16 protein-coding genes are annotated in these 16,897 nt (G+C 38.4%); 7 read left to right on the forward strand and 9 right to left on the reverse strand.

From position 1 onward, the window contains the following. Positions 1-98: 98 nt before the first annotated feature. Together AC2SLL_RS02320 and msrB are read right to left on the reverse strand one after the other, a co-directional pair. Complete coding sequence (locus AC2SLL_RS02320) at positions 99-581, reverse strand: glutathione peroxidase (RefSeq protein ID WP_486530063.1); 483 nt, start codon at positions 579-581, stop codon at positions 99-101. 100 nt (positions 582-681) lie between these two features. Beyond that, positions 682-1,107, reverse strand: a complete 426-nt coding sequence (gene msrB / locus AC2SLL_RS02325) for a peptide-methionine (R)-S-oxide reductase MsrB (RefSeq protein ID WP_486530064.1) — start codon at positions 1,105-1,107, stop codon at positions 682-684. Positions 1,108-1,570: 463 nt separating this feature from the next. Between msrB and AC2SLL_RS02330 the strand changes: the two genes are divergently transcribed. Continuing rightward, positions 1,571-3,175, forward strand: coding sequence for an aminotransferase class I/II-fold pyridoxal phosphate-dependent enzyme (locus AC2SLL_RS02330; protein ID WP_486530065.1), 1,605 nt, complete (start codon positions 1,571-1,573; stop codon positions 3,173-3,175). 296 nt (positions 3,176-3,471) lie between these two features. On the opposite strand, the gene AC2SLL_RS02335 is transcribed toward AC2SLL_RS02330, so the two are convergent. Both AC2SLL_RS02335 and AC2SLL_RS02340 read right to left on the reverse strand, forming a co-directional pair. Next, a complete protein-coding gene (locus tag AC2SLL_RS02335) occupies positions 3,472-4,041 on the reverse strand; it encodes a TFIIB-type zinc ribbon-containing protein (protein WP_486530066.1) in 570 nt (189 codons plus the stop codon). Between the two features lie 412 nt (positions 4,042-4,453). Continuing rightward, positions 4,454-6,223, reverse strand: a complete 1,770-nt coding sequence (locus AC2SLL_RS02340; protein WP_486530067.1) for a glutamine--tRNA ligase/YqeY domain fusion protein — start codon at positions 6,221-6,223, stop codon at positions 4,454-4,456. Positions 6,224-6,768: 545 nt separating this feature from the next. Here AC2SLL_RS02340 and AC2SLL_RS02345 point away from each other — a divergent pair. Together AC2SLL_RS02345 and AC2SLL_RS02350 are read left to right on the forward strand one after the other, a co-directional pair. Continuing rightward, a complete protein-coding gene (locus tag AC2SLL_RS02345) occupies positions 6,769-7,281 on the forward strand; it encodes a peptidylprolyl isomerase (RefSeq protein ID WP_486530180.1) in 513 nt (170 codons plus the stop codon). A gap of 21 nt (positions 7,282-7,302) precedes the next feature. Further along, positions 7,303-8,223: a UDP-2,3-diacylglucosamine diphosphatase gene (locus AC2SLL_RS02350; RefSeq protein WP_486530068.1), complete on the forward strand. Its 921-nt coding sequence runs from the start codon at positions 7,303-7,305 to the stop codon at positions 8,221-8,223. Positions 8,224-8,278: 55 nt separating this feature from the next. On the opposite strand, the gene orn is transcribed toward AC2SLL_RS02350, so the two are convergent. Next, complete coding sequence (gene orn, locus AC2SLL_RS02355) at positions 8,279-8,866, reverse strand: oligoribonuclease (protein WP_486530069.1); 588 nt, start codon at positions 8,864-8,866, stop codon at positions 8,279-8,281. 818 nt (positions 8,867-9,684) lie between these two features. On the opposite strand from orn, the gene rsgA reads away from it, so the two are divergent. From rsgA to secB, 4 genes are all read left to right on the forward strand, one after another. Further along, positions 9,685-10,833, forward strand: coding sequence for a ribosome small subunit-dependent GTPase A (gene rsgA, locus AC2SLL_RS02360; protein WP_486530070.1), 1,149 nt, complete (start codon positions 9,685-9,687; stop codon positions 10,831-10,833). Between the two features lie 209 nt (positions 10,834-11,042). Beyond that, positions 11,043-11,486 (forward strand): rhodanese-like domain-containing protein, encoded by a 444-nt coding sequence (locus AC2SLL_RS02365; RefSeq protein ID WP_486530181.1) that lies wholly within the window; start codon positions 11,043-11,045, stop codon positions 11,484-11,486. Positions 11,487-11,672: 186 nt separating this feature from the next. Then, positions 11,673-11,936: a glutaredoxin 3 gene (grxC, locus tag AC2SLL_RS02370; protein ID WP_486530071.1), complete on the forward strand. Its 264-nt coding sequence runs from the start codon at positions 11,673-11,675 to the stop codon at positions 11,934-11,936. Positions 11,937-11,993: 57 nt separating this feature from the next. Further along, positions 11,994-12,443 (forward strand): protein-export chaperone SecB, encoded by a 450-nt coding sequence (gene secB, locus AC2SLL_RS02375; protein WP_486530182.1) that lies wholly within the window; start codon positions 11,994-11,996, stop codon positions 12,441-12,443. 364 nt (positions 12,444-12,807) lie between these two features. On the opposite strand, the gene adk is transcribed toward secB, so the two are convergent. From adk to AC2SLL_RS02395, 4 genes are all read right to left on the reverse strand, one after another. Beyond that, the gene (gene adk, locus AC2SLL_RS02380; RefSeq protein ID WP_486530183.1) at positions 12,808-13,461 is read right to left on the reverse strand and encodes an adenylate kinase; all 654 of its coding nucleotides are present in this window, start codon (positions 13,459-13,461) and stop codon (positions 12,808-12,810) included. 287 nt (positions 13,462-13,748) lie between these two features. Next, positions 13,749-15,224 (reverse strand): c-type cytochrome biogenesis protein CcmI, encoded by a 1,476-nt coding sequence (gene ccmI / locus AC2SLL_RS02385; protein ID WP_486530072.1) that lies wholly within the window; start codon positions 15,222-15,224, stop codon positions 13,749-13,751. A gap of 233 nt (positions 15,225-15,457) precedes the next feature. Further along, on the reverse strand, positions 15,458-16,039 hold the full coding sequence (locus AC2SLL_RS02390; protein ID WP_486530184.1) for a cytochrome c-type biogenesis protein: 582 nt from the start codon (positions 16,037-16,039) through the stop codon (positions 15,458-15,460). A gap of 47 nt (positions 16,040-16,086) precedes the next feature. Next, positions 16,087-16,707 carry a DsbE family thiol:disulfide interchange protein gene (locus AC2SLL_RS02395; RefSeq protein ID WP_486530073.1) on the reverse strand — a complete coding sequence of 207 codons (621 nt, stop codon included), beginning with the start codon at positions 16,705-16,707 and terminating at the stop codon, positions 16,087-16,089. Between the last annotated feature and the right edge of the window lie 190 nt (positions 16,708-16,897).

The following is a 16,897-nucleotide window of genomic DNA, read 5'->3' on the forward strand; positions in this document are numbered from 1 at the left end:
TTGGCTAAAGTATATACCTAAAGTAATAATGCCAACATACTTATAATTAACCACTAAGCCATATATAAACTATGAAGAATGAGAAAAGTTACTAAGGGTTAAGATGAAAGTGCCTTAATCACATCCTTCTCTATTGCATCAGGTTTAGTCGTTGGCGCATACCTATCAACAACCCTACCATCACGACCTATCAAGAATTTGGTAAAGTTCCATTTTATTTTATCGGTTAAAAACCCACCTTCCTGACTTTTTAACCACGTATAAACTGGGTGTTCATTGTCGCCATTAACATCAATTTTATCCATCATTAAAAAACTAACGCCATAGTTCTTTTGACAAAATGCACCAATCTCTTCGCTACTTCCAGGCTCTTGAGCACCAAACTGATTACAGGGAAAACCAATAATGACCAACCCTTGCTCTTTATATGCTTGATATAACTTTTCTAGACCCTCAAACTGTGGGGTAAAGCCACACTTGCTGGCAGTATTGACAATGAGTAACACTTTCCCCTCAAAGTCTTTAAAGTTAACCAGATTTCCTTGGATGTCCTGTGCGCTAAAATCATATAATGTTGTCATTAGTATTCCTTTGTTTTTATAGGCATTAAGTTAGACTTCAAAATAATACCGTCATTAAATTAAATAGTGTCATTTAAATAGCGTCATTAAAGTATAGACATTAACCTTTATTAGGATCGAAATCTATAGCCACTGAGTTGATACAGTACCGCATTCCTGTGGTATCTTTTGGTCCATCTGGAAATACATGACCCAAATGACCACCGCAGTTACGACAAGTGACCTCAACACGTCGCATACCATGAGAGGTATCGAGATGCTCCTCTACTGCTGAGTCATCCAAGGTTGCGTCAAAACTTGGCCAGCCACACCCTGCATCAAACTTATTATTTGAGTCGAAAAGTTTTGCACCACACCCTTTGCAGCGAAATACACCCTTTTCATTTGTCTTATTATGAATACCTGTAAAAGGTCGCTCAGTGCCTTTTTGACGTAACACATAATATTCTTCATCTGATAAACGAGAACGCCAGTCGGCCTCCGTTAACTGTTCGATTTCTGACTTACTCAATTGATTATCTTGCATTATTTTCTCCCTCATAGCTGGTAATAACAGAATGTCTTTTAGTACATTTAACACAGTGTCATTTAAAGCAGTTATAGGCTATTTTATAGTTTTCGACGTTTTATAAGATAGAATTTTAAGATTGACTATAGTTAACTATATGCGGTCTTATATATCATCTACAAACCCAATTATTTAAATTACCCCGTCCCGTTACATAATCACAATATATAAAAGTAAAGAGAATTTCTGCCTAACCTCATGGTGTATCTGATAATTAAATGAGCATTAAGTAATAATTATATTTAATTTTGCAAGTATATCTTGCATAAAAACTATTGATAAAAAGTTTCAAATGCAATAATATCTTGCATTATACTATTGAATGTATATATTTTATTGAGTAAGTGTCTCATTTAAAATCAGCACGTAAAATTTTAACCAGCACTCAGTATCTGAAGAGTATATTTATGACGGCGCCATTATGACAACACTAGCAAATATCACAGAACCATCAGAGTTTCAGGCTCAAGGTAAGCGTTTAACGCAGCTTCGCAAAGCAAAAGGATTAACCGCTGAGCAACTGGCTGTCTTAATGACTAAGTCTGGCTCTAAAGTGAGCCGAGGCGCTATCTCTAATTGGGAACGGGGTATCAATGGTATTGTGTCTTCTAAGTTGCCTACCCTAGCTAAAATATTAGACTGTACTGAAGGTTATTTATTGCGAGGAGAACCAGCAACAAGCTTGCAGACCAAATCGAATATCAACAACGACCTGCTTTCACCTATTTTAAATTCTAACACGGGTAAAACAGCCATGCCTAATCCCATCAAAAACCCTTCTCGTAAACCAGTAAAAAAGTCAGATAAACTTCAAAATGTTTGTTATGACATTCGTGGACCTCTATTGAAAACAGCCATGCAAATGGAAGCTCAAGGTCAACGTATCATCAAATTAAATGTGGGTAATCCTGCCCCATTTGGTCTGGATGCCCCGCATGAAATTTTGCAAGACGTGGCGTTAAATCTGCATAAATCCACAGGTTATTCTGATTCACAGGGTATATTCTCAGCTCGAAAAGCGATTTTACAATACTATCAGTCTAAAGGCCTGTTAAGCGCAGTTGATGTACGAGATGTTTATTTGGGCAATGGCGTTTCTGAGCTTATTGTGTTAACGATGCAGGCATTGATGAATGATGGCGATGAAGTATTAATCCCCATGCCAGATTATCCATTATGGACTGCGGCTGCCAACCTCTCTGGCGGTACTGCGGTACATTATCGTTGTAACGAGGAGAATAACTGGCAACCTGATATCGAAGACATTCGTGCAAAGATTACGCATAAAACCAGGGGAATCGTCGTTATTAATCCTAATAACCCAACTGGTGCATTGTATTCTAACGAGCTGTTGCTTGAGATAGTTGAGCTAGCGCGTGAGTACGATTTAGTAATCATGGCGGATGAAATCTATGACCGCGTATTATACGATGATGCTGTGCATACGCCTATGTCTACCTTAGCACATGACGTGCTCGTACTAACCTATAATGGGTTATCGAAGTCACATCGTATTGCTGGCTTTAGAGCAGGTTGGCTTATGATCTCAGGGGAGAAAGAACACGCCAGTGACTTTATTGAAGGCTTGGATATGCTTGCCTCAATGCGTCTATGTGCTAACGTACCAGCACAATATGCCATCCAAACAGCCATGGGAGGATATCAAAGCATGCAAGCGCTTACTGATGAGTCTGGTCGACTATATAAACAGCGACAGCTCGCTATTGATCGCCTAAATGCCATTCCTGGTATTTCATGCACCTTGCCACAAGGGGCTTTTTATTGTTTTCCAAAAATGGACCGTTCCATCTACCCCATCGAAGATGACATGCAGTTTATGATGGATTTATTGGTTGAAGAAAAAGTACTTATGGTTCAAGGCACTGGTTTTAACTGGGAAGTTCCAGACCATTTCCGAGTCGTCTTTTTACCAAACTTATTGGATCTGGAAGATGCAATGAATAGGCTAGACCGATTCTTTGCCAATAAACGTAAACAGTTTGGCACGGATACTCTATCGGTCTAATTTAAATTTTTTTTATTAATAAAAAAGGGAGCATTAGGTTTAATGCTCCCTTTTTATCTTCATTTTAAGATTTATTAATACCAAATCTATAGTCAAAGAAGTCTAAAATGGTTACAAGGCAACCGAGTGCAAGTAGCTAGTAATTCAGAAGTAAGCTTAACGAGGTTAACACTGTAACCGTTTAGTAGTTCGCTGACTATAAAAATCAATATGAGAAGGAAAACGCTTGTAAATACTATAAATATTAGGTTTAACGAGTTTGATACAGTTAGTTTTTTTCAGATGTGTTGTCAGATTTATAGTTTTCGTTCTTTTAGATAATGCAGTATCTCGTTTTTATTTGAACGTGTGACTAACCACTGGGCAAACTCTTCTGCTTTAGCAAAATCATTACCTAGTTTTTGTTGATATAACAGTTTAAAGTTATTCTCTCTTTCCTCAGCTTTCAAACGCTTTTGCCAAGGGTCGCTTATCACTTCGGTCAATTCATTCTGCATTTTTAGATACTTAAGCAGCTGCCACTCACCACGATCTAGCCATATGTCATAACAGCTATGGCAAACATTTATGGTATTCTCATGCTCATTGTCTATCAAATATTTTAGGGTGTATTTGCCGCAGCCTTGACAAATCAAAGCACCATCGGTGTTTTCAACTTCGGTAAAATCGAAGTTATCCGCTACTTCAGAGCCTTCTGCTCTTAAGTTATTGCTGTTGTTTAAGGTCTGAGCCTCTAACCACTCTCGATAGGCCGATAGATAAACATGTACACCATTACAGGTTATACATTTTAACGCTTCCAGGCTACCATCAAGCAGTGCGGGTTCTAAAGTATCTGTTTTACATTGATAGCAATTTAATCGCATGGGACTTCCTGTTTTTTGGTAGGACTTCAATAAAATACACGATTATCAATTTAGTTTTTAACTAAAAAAAACTTGTCTTTAGGGTACGTTTTTATTTGTAAGTATTATTGGCAGATAATTATTAGCAAGTAATTATTAGCAAGCAGGTAAGTCGCTAACTAAGGGCTGTATGAGCCTTAACTAGCAGCTGAATAACTCGCAACTGCACGTTAAATAAAACAGCCGTTAAATAATTAAATAAAAAGCTAATAAGGTAATCACATCCATCATCAAAATATAACCAATACTGCCATAAACCATTAATAATTAATTATTAATGATTAAGCATTGAAACTAACGCACCTCTATACTGTTGAAATGGGTTAGTTGCAAAATCTAATTATAATAGACATTTAAAATACTATAAACCATCCTAAACTGGCTTAAAACTGTCTCTTAAACTCACAATCTGATTAAAGACAGGGGTTTCTTTTGTATGCTCCACACTGTCAGCCACAAAATAACCTTCTCGCTCAAATTGAAAGCGGCTTTCAGCTTCTGAATTTGCAAGAGCAGGTTCAATAACCGCCTTTAGCACTGTGAGTGAGTTTGGATTAAGCACTTCATGTAAGTCATCCGCATTAGCAGGATCTTCCACGTTAAATAGTTGCTCATAAATGCGCACAGTGGCTGGTACACCTTGGGTTGCCGATACCCAATGAATAACCCCTTTTACTTTACGGTCTTCAGGGTTTTTGCCGAGTGTTGTTTTATCAATCGTGGCTTTAAGCTCAACCACATTGCCGGCCTCATCAAGTATATGCTCACTTACGGCTAAACAATAGGTATTGCGCAAACGTATTTCTGTCTTTTCAGGCGACAAACGCTTATAGCCTTTCGGCGGATCAAGCTCATAGTCGTCTTTATCAATATAAATGGTTTTGGTAAATGGAATTTCACGCTCGCCCATATCGATATTGGGGTGTTTAGGCTGAGTCAGCCACAGTGCTTTATTGGTCTCATCCCAGCGGCCGGTCACACTGTCTGCTTTTAAACTTTCCCACTCGCTAACTGCTTCCTCAAAATTAGTAATAGTTACTTTGAGCGGCTTAAGCACTGCCATGCCTCGGGCTGTGGTATTTTCTAATGACTGACGAATGCTAAATTCTAATAGACGAAAATCAACAACGCTGTCTGATTTAGTGACCCCAACACGGTCACAAAAATCACGTAGACCTTCGGGAGTATAACCACGGCGGCGCATACCAGCCACGGTTGGCATACGGGGGTCATCCCAACCACTGACAACGCCTTCATCAACCAATTGTTTTAGCTTGCGTTTACTGGTCATCGTATGATCAACATTGAGACGGCTAAATTCGTATTGATGGGGAGGATAGCCAATTCCCCCCTTTTCTCCAATTTTCTCAACAGCCCAATCATAAAAAGGTCGATGATCTTCAAATTCTAGCGTACAAATTGAATGTGTAATACCTTCTATGGCATCGGATAAGGGGTGGGCATAATCGTACATGGGATAAATACACCATTTGTCGCCTGTTTGATGATGGTGTTGATGCATGACACGATATATCACAGGATCTCGCATATTCATGTTTGGGCTAGCCATATCAATCTTAGCGCGCAATACCGCTTTACTCTCAGCGAATTTTCCATTTTTCATATCGTCAAAAAGCTGAAGGTTTTCCTCAACGCTTGCATCACGTTGGGGCGATGGTTTACCTGGCTCATTAAATGAACCACGATTTTCTTTTATTTGCTCTGGTGTTTGCAAGTCTACATACGCATCGCCCTGTTTTATGAGCTGAATGGCCCAATCATATAGCTGATCAAAGTAACCAGAAGCATGATGTGGCTTACCAGCCCACTCGAAGCCTAGCCATTCTACATCTCTTTGAATACTATCGATATAATCTTGTTTTTCAGCAGTCGGATTGGTGTCATCAAAACGTAAATTACACACACCGCCAAACTCTTCGGCAATGCCAAAATTTAAGCAGATGGATTTTACATGACCTAAATGCAAATAGCCGTTTGGCTCCGGCGGAAAACGAGTGATGATTTTTTCATATTTATGTTGGGCAACATCTTCGCGAATAATATGACGAATAAAATCGTTTTTTTTGTCATTATTTATATTGGTGCTAACATTGCCATTAGTATTATCGTTTGTCTTGCTCATTAATTTACAGCTCCTGTTTTAAAGCGTCAAAAGTTAAATCTTCAAATAAATCAGTCTTTGCACTTATAAGTCATCGGTTATACATTAGGGTTGTTGCCTTAGCTATCAAGTTAACAGGGTACTGGATATCCGCAAATCAGTACTGACCCACGGTTGATCAAAGATTGGCTCTCGACTGATCGTAAACCATAAGAACAAAACCTAATCACAAACCGACAAATAATATCTAGTTAACATCATAATATGATGCCATTCTATCAGGTTTGCTAAACGCTGTAACAGCTAGACACATGACAAGCTAAAAAAAAGACGTTAGACTATCGCCTAACTTCATAGCTTTGTATTTATTAACATTGTATTTATGAACATTGTATTTATGAATCCTGTCTTCTCCCATTATTAAAAAAGTGAGATAACAAGTGAGCACACTTAAAGCATTTGGCTATACAAGTTTGATACTGCCAATCTTTTTTATGGGTTGTGCGAATACGGACACTACTCCGACTACCCATATCAATTCAAAACCTAAAACAGAGGAAACAACAATGACTGATACGCCAGTAGTACAATTAGAGACATCAATGGGCGAGATCGTAATTGAGCTAAACGCAGAAGCAGCGCCAAAAACAGTTGCTAACTTTGTAGAATATGTCAATGCTGGTCATTATAATGGCACTATTTTCCACCGTGTCATACCTGGATTTATGGTGCAAGGTGGCGGTATGGACGCTGAGATGAATGAAAAACCTACACGTGCACCTGTTGAAATTGAAGCAGACAATGGCCTAAAAAATGACGAAGGTACCATTGCAATGGCACGTACACAAGATCCAAACTCTGCAACGAGTCAGTTCTTTATCAATGTTAAAGACAATGATTTCTTAAATCACTCTGCAAAAAACATGCAAGGTTGGGGTTACACTGTCTTCGGTAAAGTGACAAGCGGCATGGATGTTGTGAAAAAAATTGAAGGGGTGCCAACTGGCCGTTTTGGTATGCATGCTGATGTCCCTAAAGAAGCTGTCGTCATTAACTCTGCTAAAATTATTAGCGAATAAATAGTTAGCGAATAAGTGACTATGTTAATAAATCAAAGCGCCGTGTTAGATTACGGCCATCTAATAACTAACCAGCCGCACAGTATTCGCCGGGTTTTTATTAGTGATTTACATTTATCTACTGATGAGCCTGCCTTAGTGCAGGCTTTTTTGGCATTATTAAATGATTTAGCTACCCTACCCAACCTACAAGAGTTGTATATATTAGGCGATTGGTTTGATGCTTGGATCGGAGATGATGCTTATTTATCACTGAGTCACACTCAGAAAGAACACCACTGGATTACGCCATTCCTAGAGAAGTTAACTACTTTAAGTAATAATACCTGCCAAATATTTGTCATGCACGGAAATCGTGACTTTGTATTAGGACGAAAGTTTTGCGATATATTTAAGGGTAAACTGATAGCCGAGCCTTACAACATCCAAGTAGGCCAACGTACGTTCCGACTTGAGCATGGTGATGCACTATGTACCGACGATAAAGCTTATCAGCGCTTTAGAAAAATAATACGCAACCCATTTATTCAGTGGTTTTTAATGAGAAAATCTCTACATAACCGCCAAAAAATAGCCGAAAATATTCGGCAACACAGTGCCAAAGGTAAGTCAAAAAAAGCAGAGTATATTATGGATGTCAATGAGTTAGCCGTGACTAAGGCTTTACAAAACGTTGATGCCTTGCTACACGGTCATACACATCGGCCAAATATGCATGAACTGTCAGTAAATCATAAACTTAAGCAACGTTATGTGTTAGGGGATTGGCGAGTTATTAAACCTGGTAGTTCTTATGAGAAGGTAGAAGCAATTATTGGTGTCACAATACAACCAGAAAACTCAGAGGCTCAAACAGCTGAAAAAATAGTTAAAAATCGTATTCAAGTTGATAATCCCATTAAAAATGCCGAAAGTTTTAATTTAATCAGCTTCCAGCATTAATATTTAGCTTTAATTAAAGGTAATAGTTTGTGAGGAATAGCGACTCAACCTAACCTTAATCCAGAAGTCTGAAAAAATGATCACGATAGTGCTTTAACTCACGGATTGAATCGCGGATATCATCCATAGCTAAGTGGCTACCTGTTTTAGTGACCCCTTTAAGTACATCTGGACGCCAGCGGTAACAAAGCTCTTTGATAGAGGACACATCTAAATTACGATAATGGAAAAAACGCTCAAGCTCAGGCATCTGACGCGCTAAAAAGCGGCGGTCTTGGCATATAGAGTTGCCACACATTGGGGACTTACCCGCATCAACCCATTTATTTAAAAAGGTAATGGTCTCACGCTCGGCTTCTTCTAATGTAACAGCACTACGGCGAACACGATCTATTAATCCTGATTGCCCATGTTGTTTAGTATTCCAATCATCCATTGCATTCAGCTTTTGGTCTGGTACCTTAATAGCAAATACAGGCCCTTCAGCCAGCACGTTTAAATTTTCATCGGTAACGATAGTCGCAATCTCAATAATGTCATCTGTCTTAGTATCAAGACCAGTCATTTCTAAATCGATCCATACCAGCCCTTTTTTACCCTCATTCTTAATCTTAATCTTATTGGGATGATCGGTATTACTCATAAGTTATCCTAAATCTTACATTTAATAAAATTGGCAATAATATCATTTAAAGAGACTATAAATCTTAAACCTTCAATCTTAATGAATAAGTTAAAAATAGAGCGTTATCGTATAGCGATTCATATCGAGAGGTATAATATAGGCAGTTATGGAATATAGAGCTCGATATAGCTCGATATAGAGAGCTATACAGTTGATCAAACTACCCTTCTACCTTTGGTATAAGCGTTAAAATAGCCCCCAACTAGAACGAAAAGGTCAATTAAGCCCTATGTTAACAAATTTAAACCCGTTAGCTTCAATATTTTAAAAAAACATGCCGATTCTTACGTTAAATTATGGATTTAAGAGCTAACAAAACGCCTTTTACCTCTAAAAAAAGTTATAGTGACAAAGTAAACAAGTGACACGATTGGTTTTATTATTTAACAAGCTTTATAAGCAACTTGCATTGACCCAACCAACTATTAACTAACCATTTTTTCAAATCTAGCCTTTTAGATTAGAGTTGAATTTAGCGTAATATAACCTTGCTCGATTGCGTGTTAATGGCAAATGCCACAGATTAGGGGTATCCTCTTTTAATTTATTATCCTCATTTAAACTATAAGGTAAAAAATAAAAAGGTAAAAAATAAAATATATTATCGTCAAACAGGAATGGTTTCAAAGTAGCTATAAGCCTATTGGTTAAAAATTAGATAAAGTTTAGCGGACATTTAGTTGTTTTTAACCCATATGATTTAAATGACTGTCAATGAAGACATGCCCTAAAATGACAAACAATATGATACATTACATCACGGACACAACTATTTTATGGCTTTGATTAGACAACGCAAACTGACCAAACAACAATTAAGACGCATCGACAAGCAGCAAACTGCTCAGCAAGACTCCATTGATGATGGTTTGATGGATGGAGTGGTTATGGCACATTATGGTAAACAGCTAGAGGTTCAAGTGACCTCTTTACCAGCCAAGATACCTGAGCGTCCTAAGATTAGTGAGGGCGAACCTGAACCTTTTTGGCAAGCCATACAACTTGGCGATATTTGGCGTTGTCATGCGCGAACTAATTTACCAATGCTCGCAACTGGCGATCAAGTACGATGGGTGGCTGATCCTAATACGGGATTTGGACGCATTGAATCTGTAAAAGAACGAACCTCATTAGTTTCAAGACCAGATCGTTATCATAGACTAAAGCCCGTTGCCGCTAATGTCGATATTTTAGCTATTGTTTTTGCGGCCCTACCCGCTGCTGCACCTAGCTTAATTGATAGATACCTAGTCGTTTGTCATCACGCTCACGTCAAACCTCTTCTGGTTCTTAATAAGGCAGACTTACTGTCTCTACCAGAGTATGCATTTACAAAGTCGTTATTAGAGGAATATGAGGCGTTGGGTTATGAGACTGTTCTAACCTCCGCACCCTGTCCAGAAAATACTTTTATTTCAAATACTATTCCCTCACAACAAAATACTATTCCCTCACAACAAGTGGCTAACAAGCTCGGACTAGATGATTTAAAACAGAAAATAGCTGACAAGTTAGTGATTTTTGCTGGCCAATCTGGTGTTGGAAAAAGCACTTTAGTCAATGCGTTACTTCCCGAATCTGATCAAAATGTCAACACGATTTCAGTCAACTCAAAACTTGGTCAACACACCACCACGACCAGTCGTTTACTACCCTTTAACCCAAGTGACTTGACCCAAGGCGGTATTGTTGATACACCTGGCATACGTGAATATGGCATATGGCACCTAACCCCTGATAACATTTTAGCAGGCTTTGTGGAGCTTGATCCTATAGCGGGAGACTGCCAATTTAGAGACTGCAAACATACTTATAACAGTAAAGGCTGCGCATTATGGAAGGCTGTCGCCGAGGGTAAAGTGAAGCAACGACGCGTTGAGAGCTTAGTTACCCTGCAAGAGGAAGCAGATACCCCCACCTACTAAGACAGCACCTTAACAGCTTTTTATAGAGGGACGTTGTAGTAGGAAACTATAGTGTCACATCAAAGTGACACTTCTAATTAATTGCTTCAAAGTGGATTAATTTCACATGGGATGTCTAATGCAATCTGCAACTTATCACGTTATAATAAGAGCCATTAAGTCATGTTCCCTAAATGCATTATTGGAGAAACATTTTGTCACTAGATCGTATGCTTGAATTTATGGGCAATCACCCATTCTTGTTTGGAATTTTAGCAGTACTTATTTTGTTGTTTTTTGCTGTTGAGAACAAGCGCAGTGGCAAGAAAATTGCACCTAACTCTTTAGGCACTTTGGTCAATACTCAGAACGCACAAATTATTGATATTCGTGCAAAGAAAAAATTTAATACAGGGTATATTCAAGGTAGCCGTAACATTCCTTTTACCCAGTTTAAAGATAGTCTAGAAGAAATTCGTGCTATAGAAGAACCTATTGTCATTGTCTGTGACATGGGTATTCAGGCAGGTGCTGCCGTTCAGATGATTGGTAAACCAAACGTATTTCGTCTAGAAGGCGGTATTGGCGGATGGCAAGCTGCAGGTATGCCATTGGTAGGTGCGACAGCAAAGCCAAAAGGTAAGACGGTTAATGGCAAAGCTAAAGCTCGCTAAACCTGTATTATTTACAAATATTTTTTAAACATTAATAAAGTTATTTTATAGACAAAGTTTTATTATACAGCTACATACAGCTACTATACGGTGCAATGTAACCTAATGTACTAAGTATGGTTCTATTTGATGCAAGGCAAGCATAAAGTACCACATTGTCTATCGACCTAACCTCAAGGATAAATTATGACTGTACCTGTTACACTATACAGCACGCCAATTTGCCCCTATTGTTCAAGTGCCAAACATTTATTGAACTCTAAGGGTATCGAATTTACCGAAATCGGCATGCATGATATTAGCTCCGAAGAACGTATGGCGTTGATGAAAAAAACAAATAACTATCGCACTGTGCCACAAATATTTATAGGTGATACATTCATTGGTGGTTTTAGCGAGCTAGACCAGCTGAACCAAGATGGTAAACTTGACCAAATGCTAAATGGCTAATCTTACAAGCCATAGTTAATTATTTTAATACAATTAAACAATAAATAAAGGAGCCTTATAATGGCTGAACAAGCAGCACAACCACAACTTGCTTTAGAACGTATTTATGTCAAAGATATGTCTCTTGAAGTACCGGGGGCTGATGTTTTTACTAAAGAATGGAAGCCTGAATTAGACATTAACCTTTCTACTAACGCTGAAAAGCTTGATGAAGATCATTATCAAGTTGTGCTTACGGTTACTGTCAATGCTCAAAATGACGGTGCACCTGCATTTATCGCAGAAGTCCATCAAGGTGGCATTTTCCTATTAAAAGACATTCCTGAAGAACAGGTTGGTCAAATTCTTGGTGCGTATTGCCCAAATGTATTGTTCCCTTATGCCCGAGAAGTCATTAGCGATATCGTAACTCGTGGTAGCTTCCCACAGTTGCTATTAGCACCTGTTAACTTTGATCAAGCTTATGCGCAAAGTCAGCAACAAGCCGCTGCTGAAGGCAATGCCTAATTCCTAGCATCTCTTGAGTTAACCTTAAGTACCTAAATAAAGCCTATCATTTAATAATAAAAAACCCGCTAATTTAGCGGGTTTTTTATTGGCTTCTGAGGTCATTTTATAACCTGTATTTTGTAAATAATGCTTTTTAAACAGTATGTGTTGAAGATTTTTATTATCAGACATGTTTAGGTATGAAGATTTGACTCAATGATTAGTAGCAACCAACTTAAGCAATCAATCTATACAAACCCACAATAAAAAACAATCACTACCAGCAAGCAATACGTCCATAGCCAACTTATAGAAGACTAAACGGATTTATAAGCCGTTCTCGAACCAACTTTTGTCACACGTCCCACTTTTGGGTTTGAAATCATCCTTTTAAAGCACTTAATATTTTTTGTTTAACAACCTCGATGTCTTCCGTACCGTCAAACTTATGATACTTAGCAGCATCAGCATCTTTTTTGGCTTTTTCTTGATAAAAGCCAACCAATGTAGAGGTCTGTTTATGGTAGGTTGATAAGCGATCACGAATGGTTTCTTCTTTGTCATCCTCACGCTGAACTAAAGGCTCACCTGTCACATCATCAATACCCTCTTGCTTAGGGGGGTTATAAATCACATGATACACTCGACCAGAATCTGGATGTTGACGACGACCTGATAAACGAGAAACAATTTCATCATCAGGAACACTAATCTCTACCACATGGTCAATAGCAACCCCCGCATCCACTAAAGCCTCAGCTTGAGGGATAGTACGCGGAAAACCATCAAAAATACAACCATTAGCACAGTCGGGCTTTGATATACGCTCTTTTACCAGATTTATGATCAAGTCATCTGATACCAACCCCCCTGCTTTCATGATGCTTTGTGCTTGTTTACCTAGATCAGTACCTTCTTTGATAGCTGCTCGAAGCATATCACCCGTTGAGATTTGCGGAATATCAAACTCTTTAGAGATAAACTGAGCTTGAGTGCCCTTGCCTGCCCCTGGTGGTCCTAGCAATATAATACGCATCATAAATTAAATCCTCTAGTTAAGTGAGTATGAGCAAATAACATTATGTGGAAGATGTCTATAATCAATATCACTTAAATAACAAAATAATCATGATTAAATTATAACAACAAATATCCACATTGATATTTGCAAAAGGTGCTTTATTGCAATTCATATCGTCTAGTTTTGAAACTTTGTTACCTTACCTTGAGATCTTTAAAAGCTCAAGTTATATTAAAAATTAAATGTGACCATCAGCAACTTGACAGCTATTGGCTAAGGTTGAATAAACTGATAAATAGATATTATGGCAGTTGCTGGTTAATTTCTATAACGATATTTATATTGTCCAAGTTATCCCCTTCTGTATATTGAAGGGGCACTCTGTCAGAACGTAAATCGCCAGATTCGCTCATTGCTTGACCAGATTTACTGATGCGAGCTGTTGCCACTAGCTTTTTATTCGCGTTTATTGCCGTTGAAATTGTATGGGTTGGCATCATCGCATCATTATCTGATAAATTGACTTTTAGAGTATGGTCTTTAGCGGCTAAAGCCTGATTTGCAGGGAGGCGCTTTACCGCCAGAGGTGCACCGCCAGTTTCTTCTTGTATGGTGACAAATAGCGTATCACCTGTTTCGATTAGAGGAATCAAGCTACTGTTTATTTTTACAGATGCATTTAAATTGCTTATGACTGTTGCGCTTTGTTGATCCGTTTGCAACGTTTGCGGGTCTGCAGATAAACTTGCTTGCTGCTGCGCCTGAATATTTTGGCTTAACTCATCAAGGCTTTGTATCGCTTGTGAATGGTCACCTTCTTTTGACATAATCCCATCACGCAATCTATTAATCCACGCTTGAGCATTGTCATAGTTCCCCCTGCGTGCTTCGCCCATTACCATAAGCATCTGAGCGCCTTGATGCTCAGGGTTTTGCTTAAGTACATGTTGTAGCGCGCTTAATCCATCAGCACTCAACATGCCGCCATTCACAAAAAATTGAGTTTGCGCATATCTGACGGCTATCGTTTCATCTGAAGGCTTAATTCTATAAGCCCGCGATATCGCCTCTAAGGCTTGGTTATCTGCTTTAAACGCCAGATAAATGTCTGATAATCGCATCCAGCGTTGGGCGTCATGGGCATGATGATGGACATTAGTTTGAATGGCATTTAAAAGTGCTACATTATCTTTGGTTGCCCATTCGGGCGGGGTTTCAATTTTTCCTGTCAATAAGTCATCTGCCACTTCGCCAACGTTATCTTGCGCATTCCACAGATCTCTAACAGGTGTTCTATCTTCAGCTAATATATAGATAAGTCCTATTAATAGAGGAACGCAAATTAATACGATCGTACAGGCTTTTTTATTGCCATTAAATTTGTAATAGCTATGAGCGTCGTTTAGTTGATCTTCATTTAAGTGTTTGTCAGATATACCATTAGGTTCATTTTTAGATATTCTGTCGGATTCGGATAGTTGCTCAGTTGTTATAGAATTAGATGATGGCGTATTATCAAAAGCACTAGCTTGTAATAACTGTCGCTCAAGCTCAGTTTTTTGAGTTATAAAAGCACTTTTACTCATCTGCCCACTTTCATAGTCAGCTTGTAACTCAGTGATACGATCTTGAAATACCTCGACATTCAAGGCAATCAGTTTATTATCTTTTTTATTACCTGCTGAATTATATTCTCTAAACCAAGGCAGCACTATGACATAAGCAAACGCAATTGCTAGAATGATTGCCAGGGCGATAAAAATCGTTATCGTTGGCATGATTTAACTCCTTTCAGTTGAGATATCAACAAATAATGTTAAGCGGCGTCAAGACATAGCTGATAAATAAAAATGCTATAAAGCCTACGACTATGAATAGCAAGATGATTGGTAGCACCTTAAAACCTTAAGTGATTCTTTATATTTAGCGTTGTATAGCGAAAGAATTGGCGTGTTCAACTCGTCGACCCTTCTCGTCGACCCTTATGATATAAAAAATATGACACTTAATTTTATTTTGGTATATCACTATTTTTATTACTTATAGAACCATGCTGTTTTAAGAGTGCTTCTAGAGAAGCAGATTCCTCAGTAGACAGTCCTGATTCAACAATCTCACTATTACTGTTATTACTACTGTCTATCACATTATCTATGCTTGATGCAGCAGACTCGGTGCCATGGCTTACTTTATATTTTGACCTGTCATTATGGCTATTTCGCCATAACCACCAACCTATCAAAGTCACTAGAATTAAAGGAGGGAAAAACCACAATATCCACGTCGTTGGCCGTACGGGTGGCTTATAGCTAATAAAGTCGCCATAACGTTCATACATATAGTCACGAATTTGAGCATCTGACTTTCCTTCCATGACCATCTCATAAGTCTTTCGCTTTAAATCTTTTGAGATCAGTGAGTCTGAACCTGCTAAATTCTGGTTTTGGCATTTTGGGCAGCGAAACTCTTCAATTAATGATCTGTATTGCGTCTCTTGCTGCGGAGTGTCGAATTCATAAACATCAATCGCCGCATAAGCAGTACTGGTAAATAAGCCAAGAGTAACTGTAAAAATCAATGCTATTAGCGTCACTAAAAACCACTGCTTAAAAGTTTTTAGAGGTATAAGGTTCGATAAGATCATTTACATACCTCAGCAATTCTTGCCGTCGTTTCTGATTTATTTAAATCAATATCGTCATTGCCCAACTCTTCAAGAAGCGTCATACATGGCTTCACACGCTCATTCCAGTTTTTCTCATTAATTTCGCCAACAATATGTTGACGAATGTTATCTTGTGAATCAACCACAAAAGTTTCTGGTGCGCCCGTTAACCCTAAATCTATTGCAAGAGACCCTGTGTAGTCATGAACAGAAAAAACAAAAGGATCACTCATTCTTCGCAAATAAGCGAGAGCATTCTCAACTTCATCTTGATAATTTACCCCTACAATATCAACACCTTGCTTGTCTAATTCAAGCAAGAATGGATGTTCTACAATACACGTTGGACACCACGATCCCCAGACGTTAATGAGATAGGGATGACTGGGTAGTTGATTATTGCTAACTTTTTTTGACATATCGGAAAGCAGTGGCAATTCAAACGTAGGCACAGGTCTATTAAGGGCATTATCCACAACAATATCCGTTGGCTTACCTAATCTAAAAAACAACATAACGATTAAGCCAATAAACACAATTAATGGAATAAGAAACCATGTTTTTATGGTTGACTTTTCTACGATCGGAGCTGTCATGCCATTTTCCTTTTAATGCATCATTAATACTATCAATATTGAGGTCATTACATCCTAATCAACAAAACCTCTACTTGCTGAGCGGTATGTTTGTTTATTTGCCTAATTGTTTATGCCGCTAACTGCCTGTCTAGCTATCAGATCAAGCCATCAAATTAATAGTCACTCTACTGGTCTACATGCTCATTTA

This window comes from Psychrobacter sp. CX97 (assembly GCF_057396285.1).

Bases quoted from the DNA above. Each gene is read 5' to 3' on its own strand.
- AC2SLL_RS02320 (WP_486530063.1), bottom strand. From the start codon at position 581: ATGACAACATTATATGATTTTAGCGCACAGGACATCCAAGGAAATCTG.
- msrB (WP_486530064.1), bottom strand. From the start codon at position 1,107: ATGCAAGATAATCAATTGAGTAAGTCAGAAATCGAACAGTTAACGGAG.
- AC2SLL_RS02330 (WP_486530065.1), top strand. From the start codon at position 1,571: ATGACAACACTAGCAAATATCACAGAACCATCAGAGTTTCAGGCTCAA.
- AC2SLL_RS02335 (WP_486530066.1), bottom strand. From the start codon at position 4,041: ATGCGATTAAATTGCTATCAATGTAAAACAGATACTTTAGAACCCGCA.
- AC2SLL_RS02340 (WP_486530067.1), bottom strand. From the start codon at position 6,223: ATGAGCAAGACAAACGATAATACTAATGGCAATGTTAGCACCAATATA.
- AC2SLL_RS02345 (WP_486530180.1), top strand. From the start codon at position 6,769: ATGACTGATACGCCAGTAGTACAATTAGAGACATCAATGGGCGAGATC.
- AC2SLL_RS02350 (WP_486530068.1), top strand. From the start codon at position 7,303: ATGTTAATAAATCAAAGCGCCGTGTTAGATTACGGCCATCTAATAACT.
- orn (WP_486530069.1), bottom strand. From the start codon at position 8,866: ATGAGTAATACCGATCATCCCAATAAGATTAAGATTAAGAATGAGGGT.
- rsgA (WP_486530070.1), top strand. From the start codon at position 9,685: ATGGCTTTGATTAGACAACGCAAACTGACCAAACAACAATTAAGACGC.
- AC2SLL_RS02365 (WP_486530181.1), top strand. From the start codon at position 11,043: ATGCTTGAATTTATGGGCAATCACCCATTCTTGTTTGGAATTTTAGCA.
- grxC (WP_486530071.1), top strand. From the start codon at position 11,673: ATGACTGTACCTGTTACACTATACAGCACGCCAATTTGCCCCTATTGT.
- adk (WP_486530183.1), bottom strand. From the start codon at position 13,461: ATGCGTATTATATTGCTAGGACCACCAGGGGCAGGCAAGGGCACTCAA.
- ccmI (WP_486530072.1), bottom strand. From the start codon at position 15,224: ATGCCAACGATAACGATTTTTATCGCCCTGGCAATCATTCTAGCAATT.
- AC2SLL_RS02395 (WP_486530073.1), bottom strand. From the start codon at position 16,707: ATGACAGCTCCGATCGTAGAAAAGTCAACCATAAAAACATGGTTTCTT.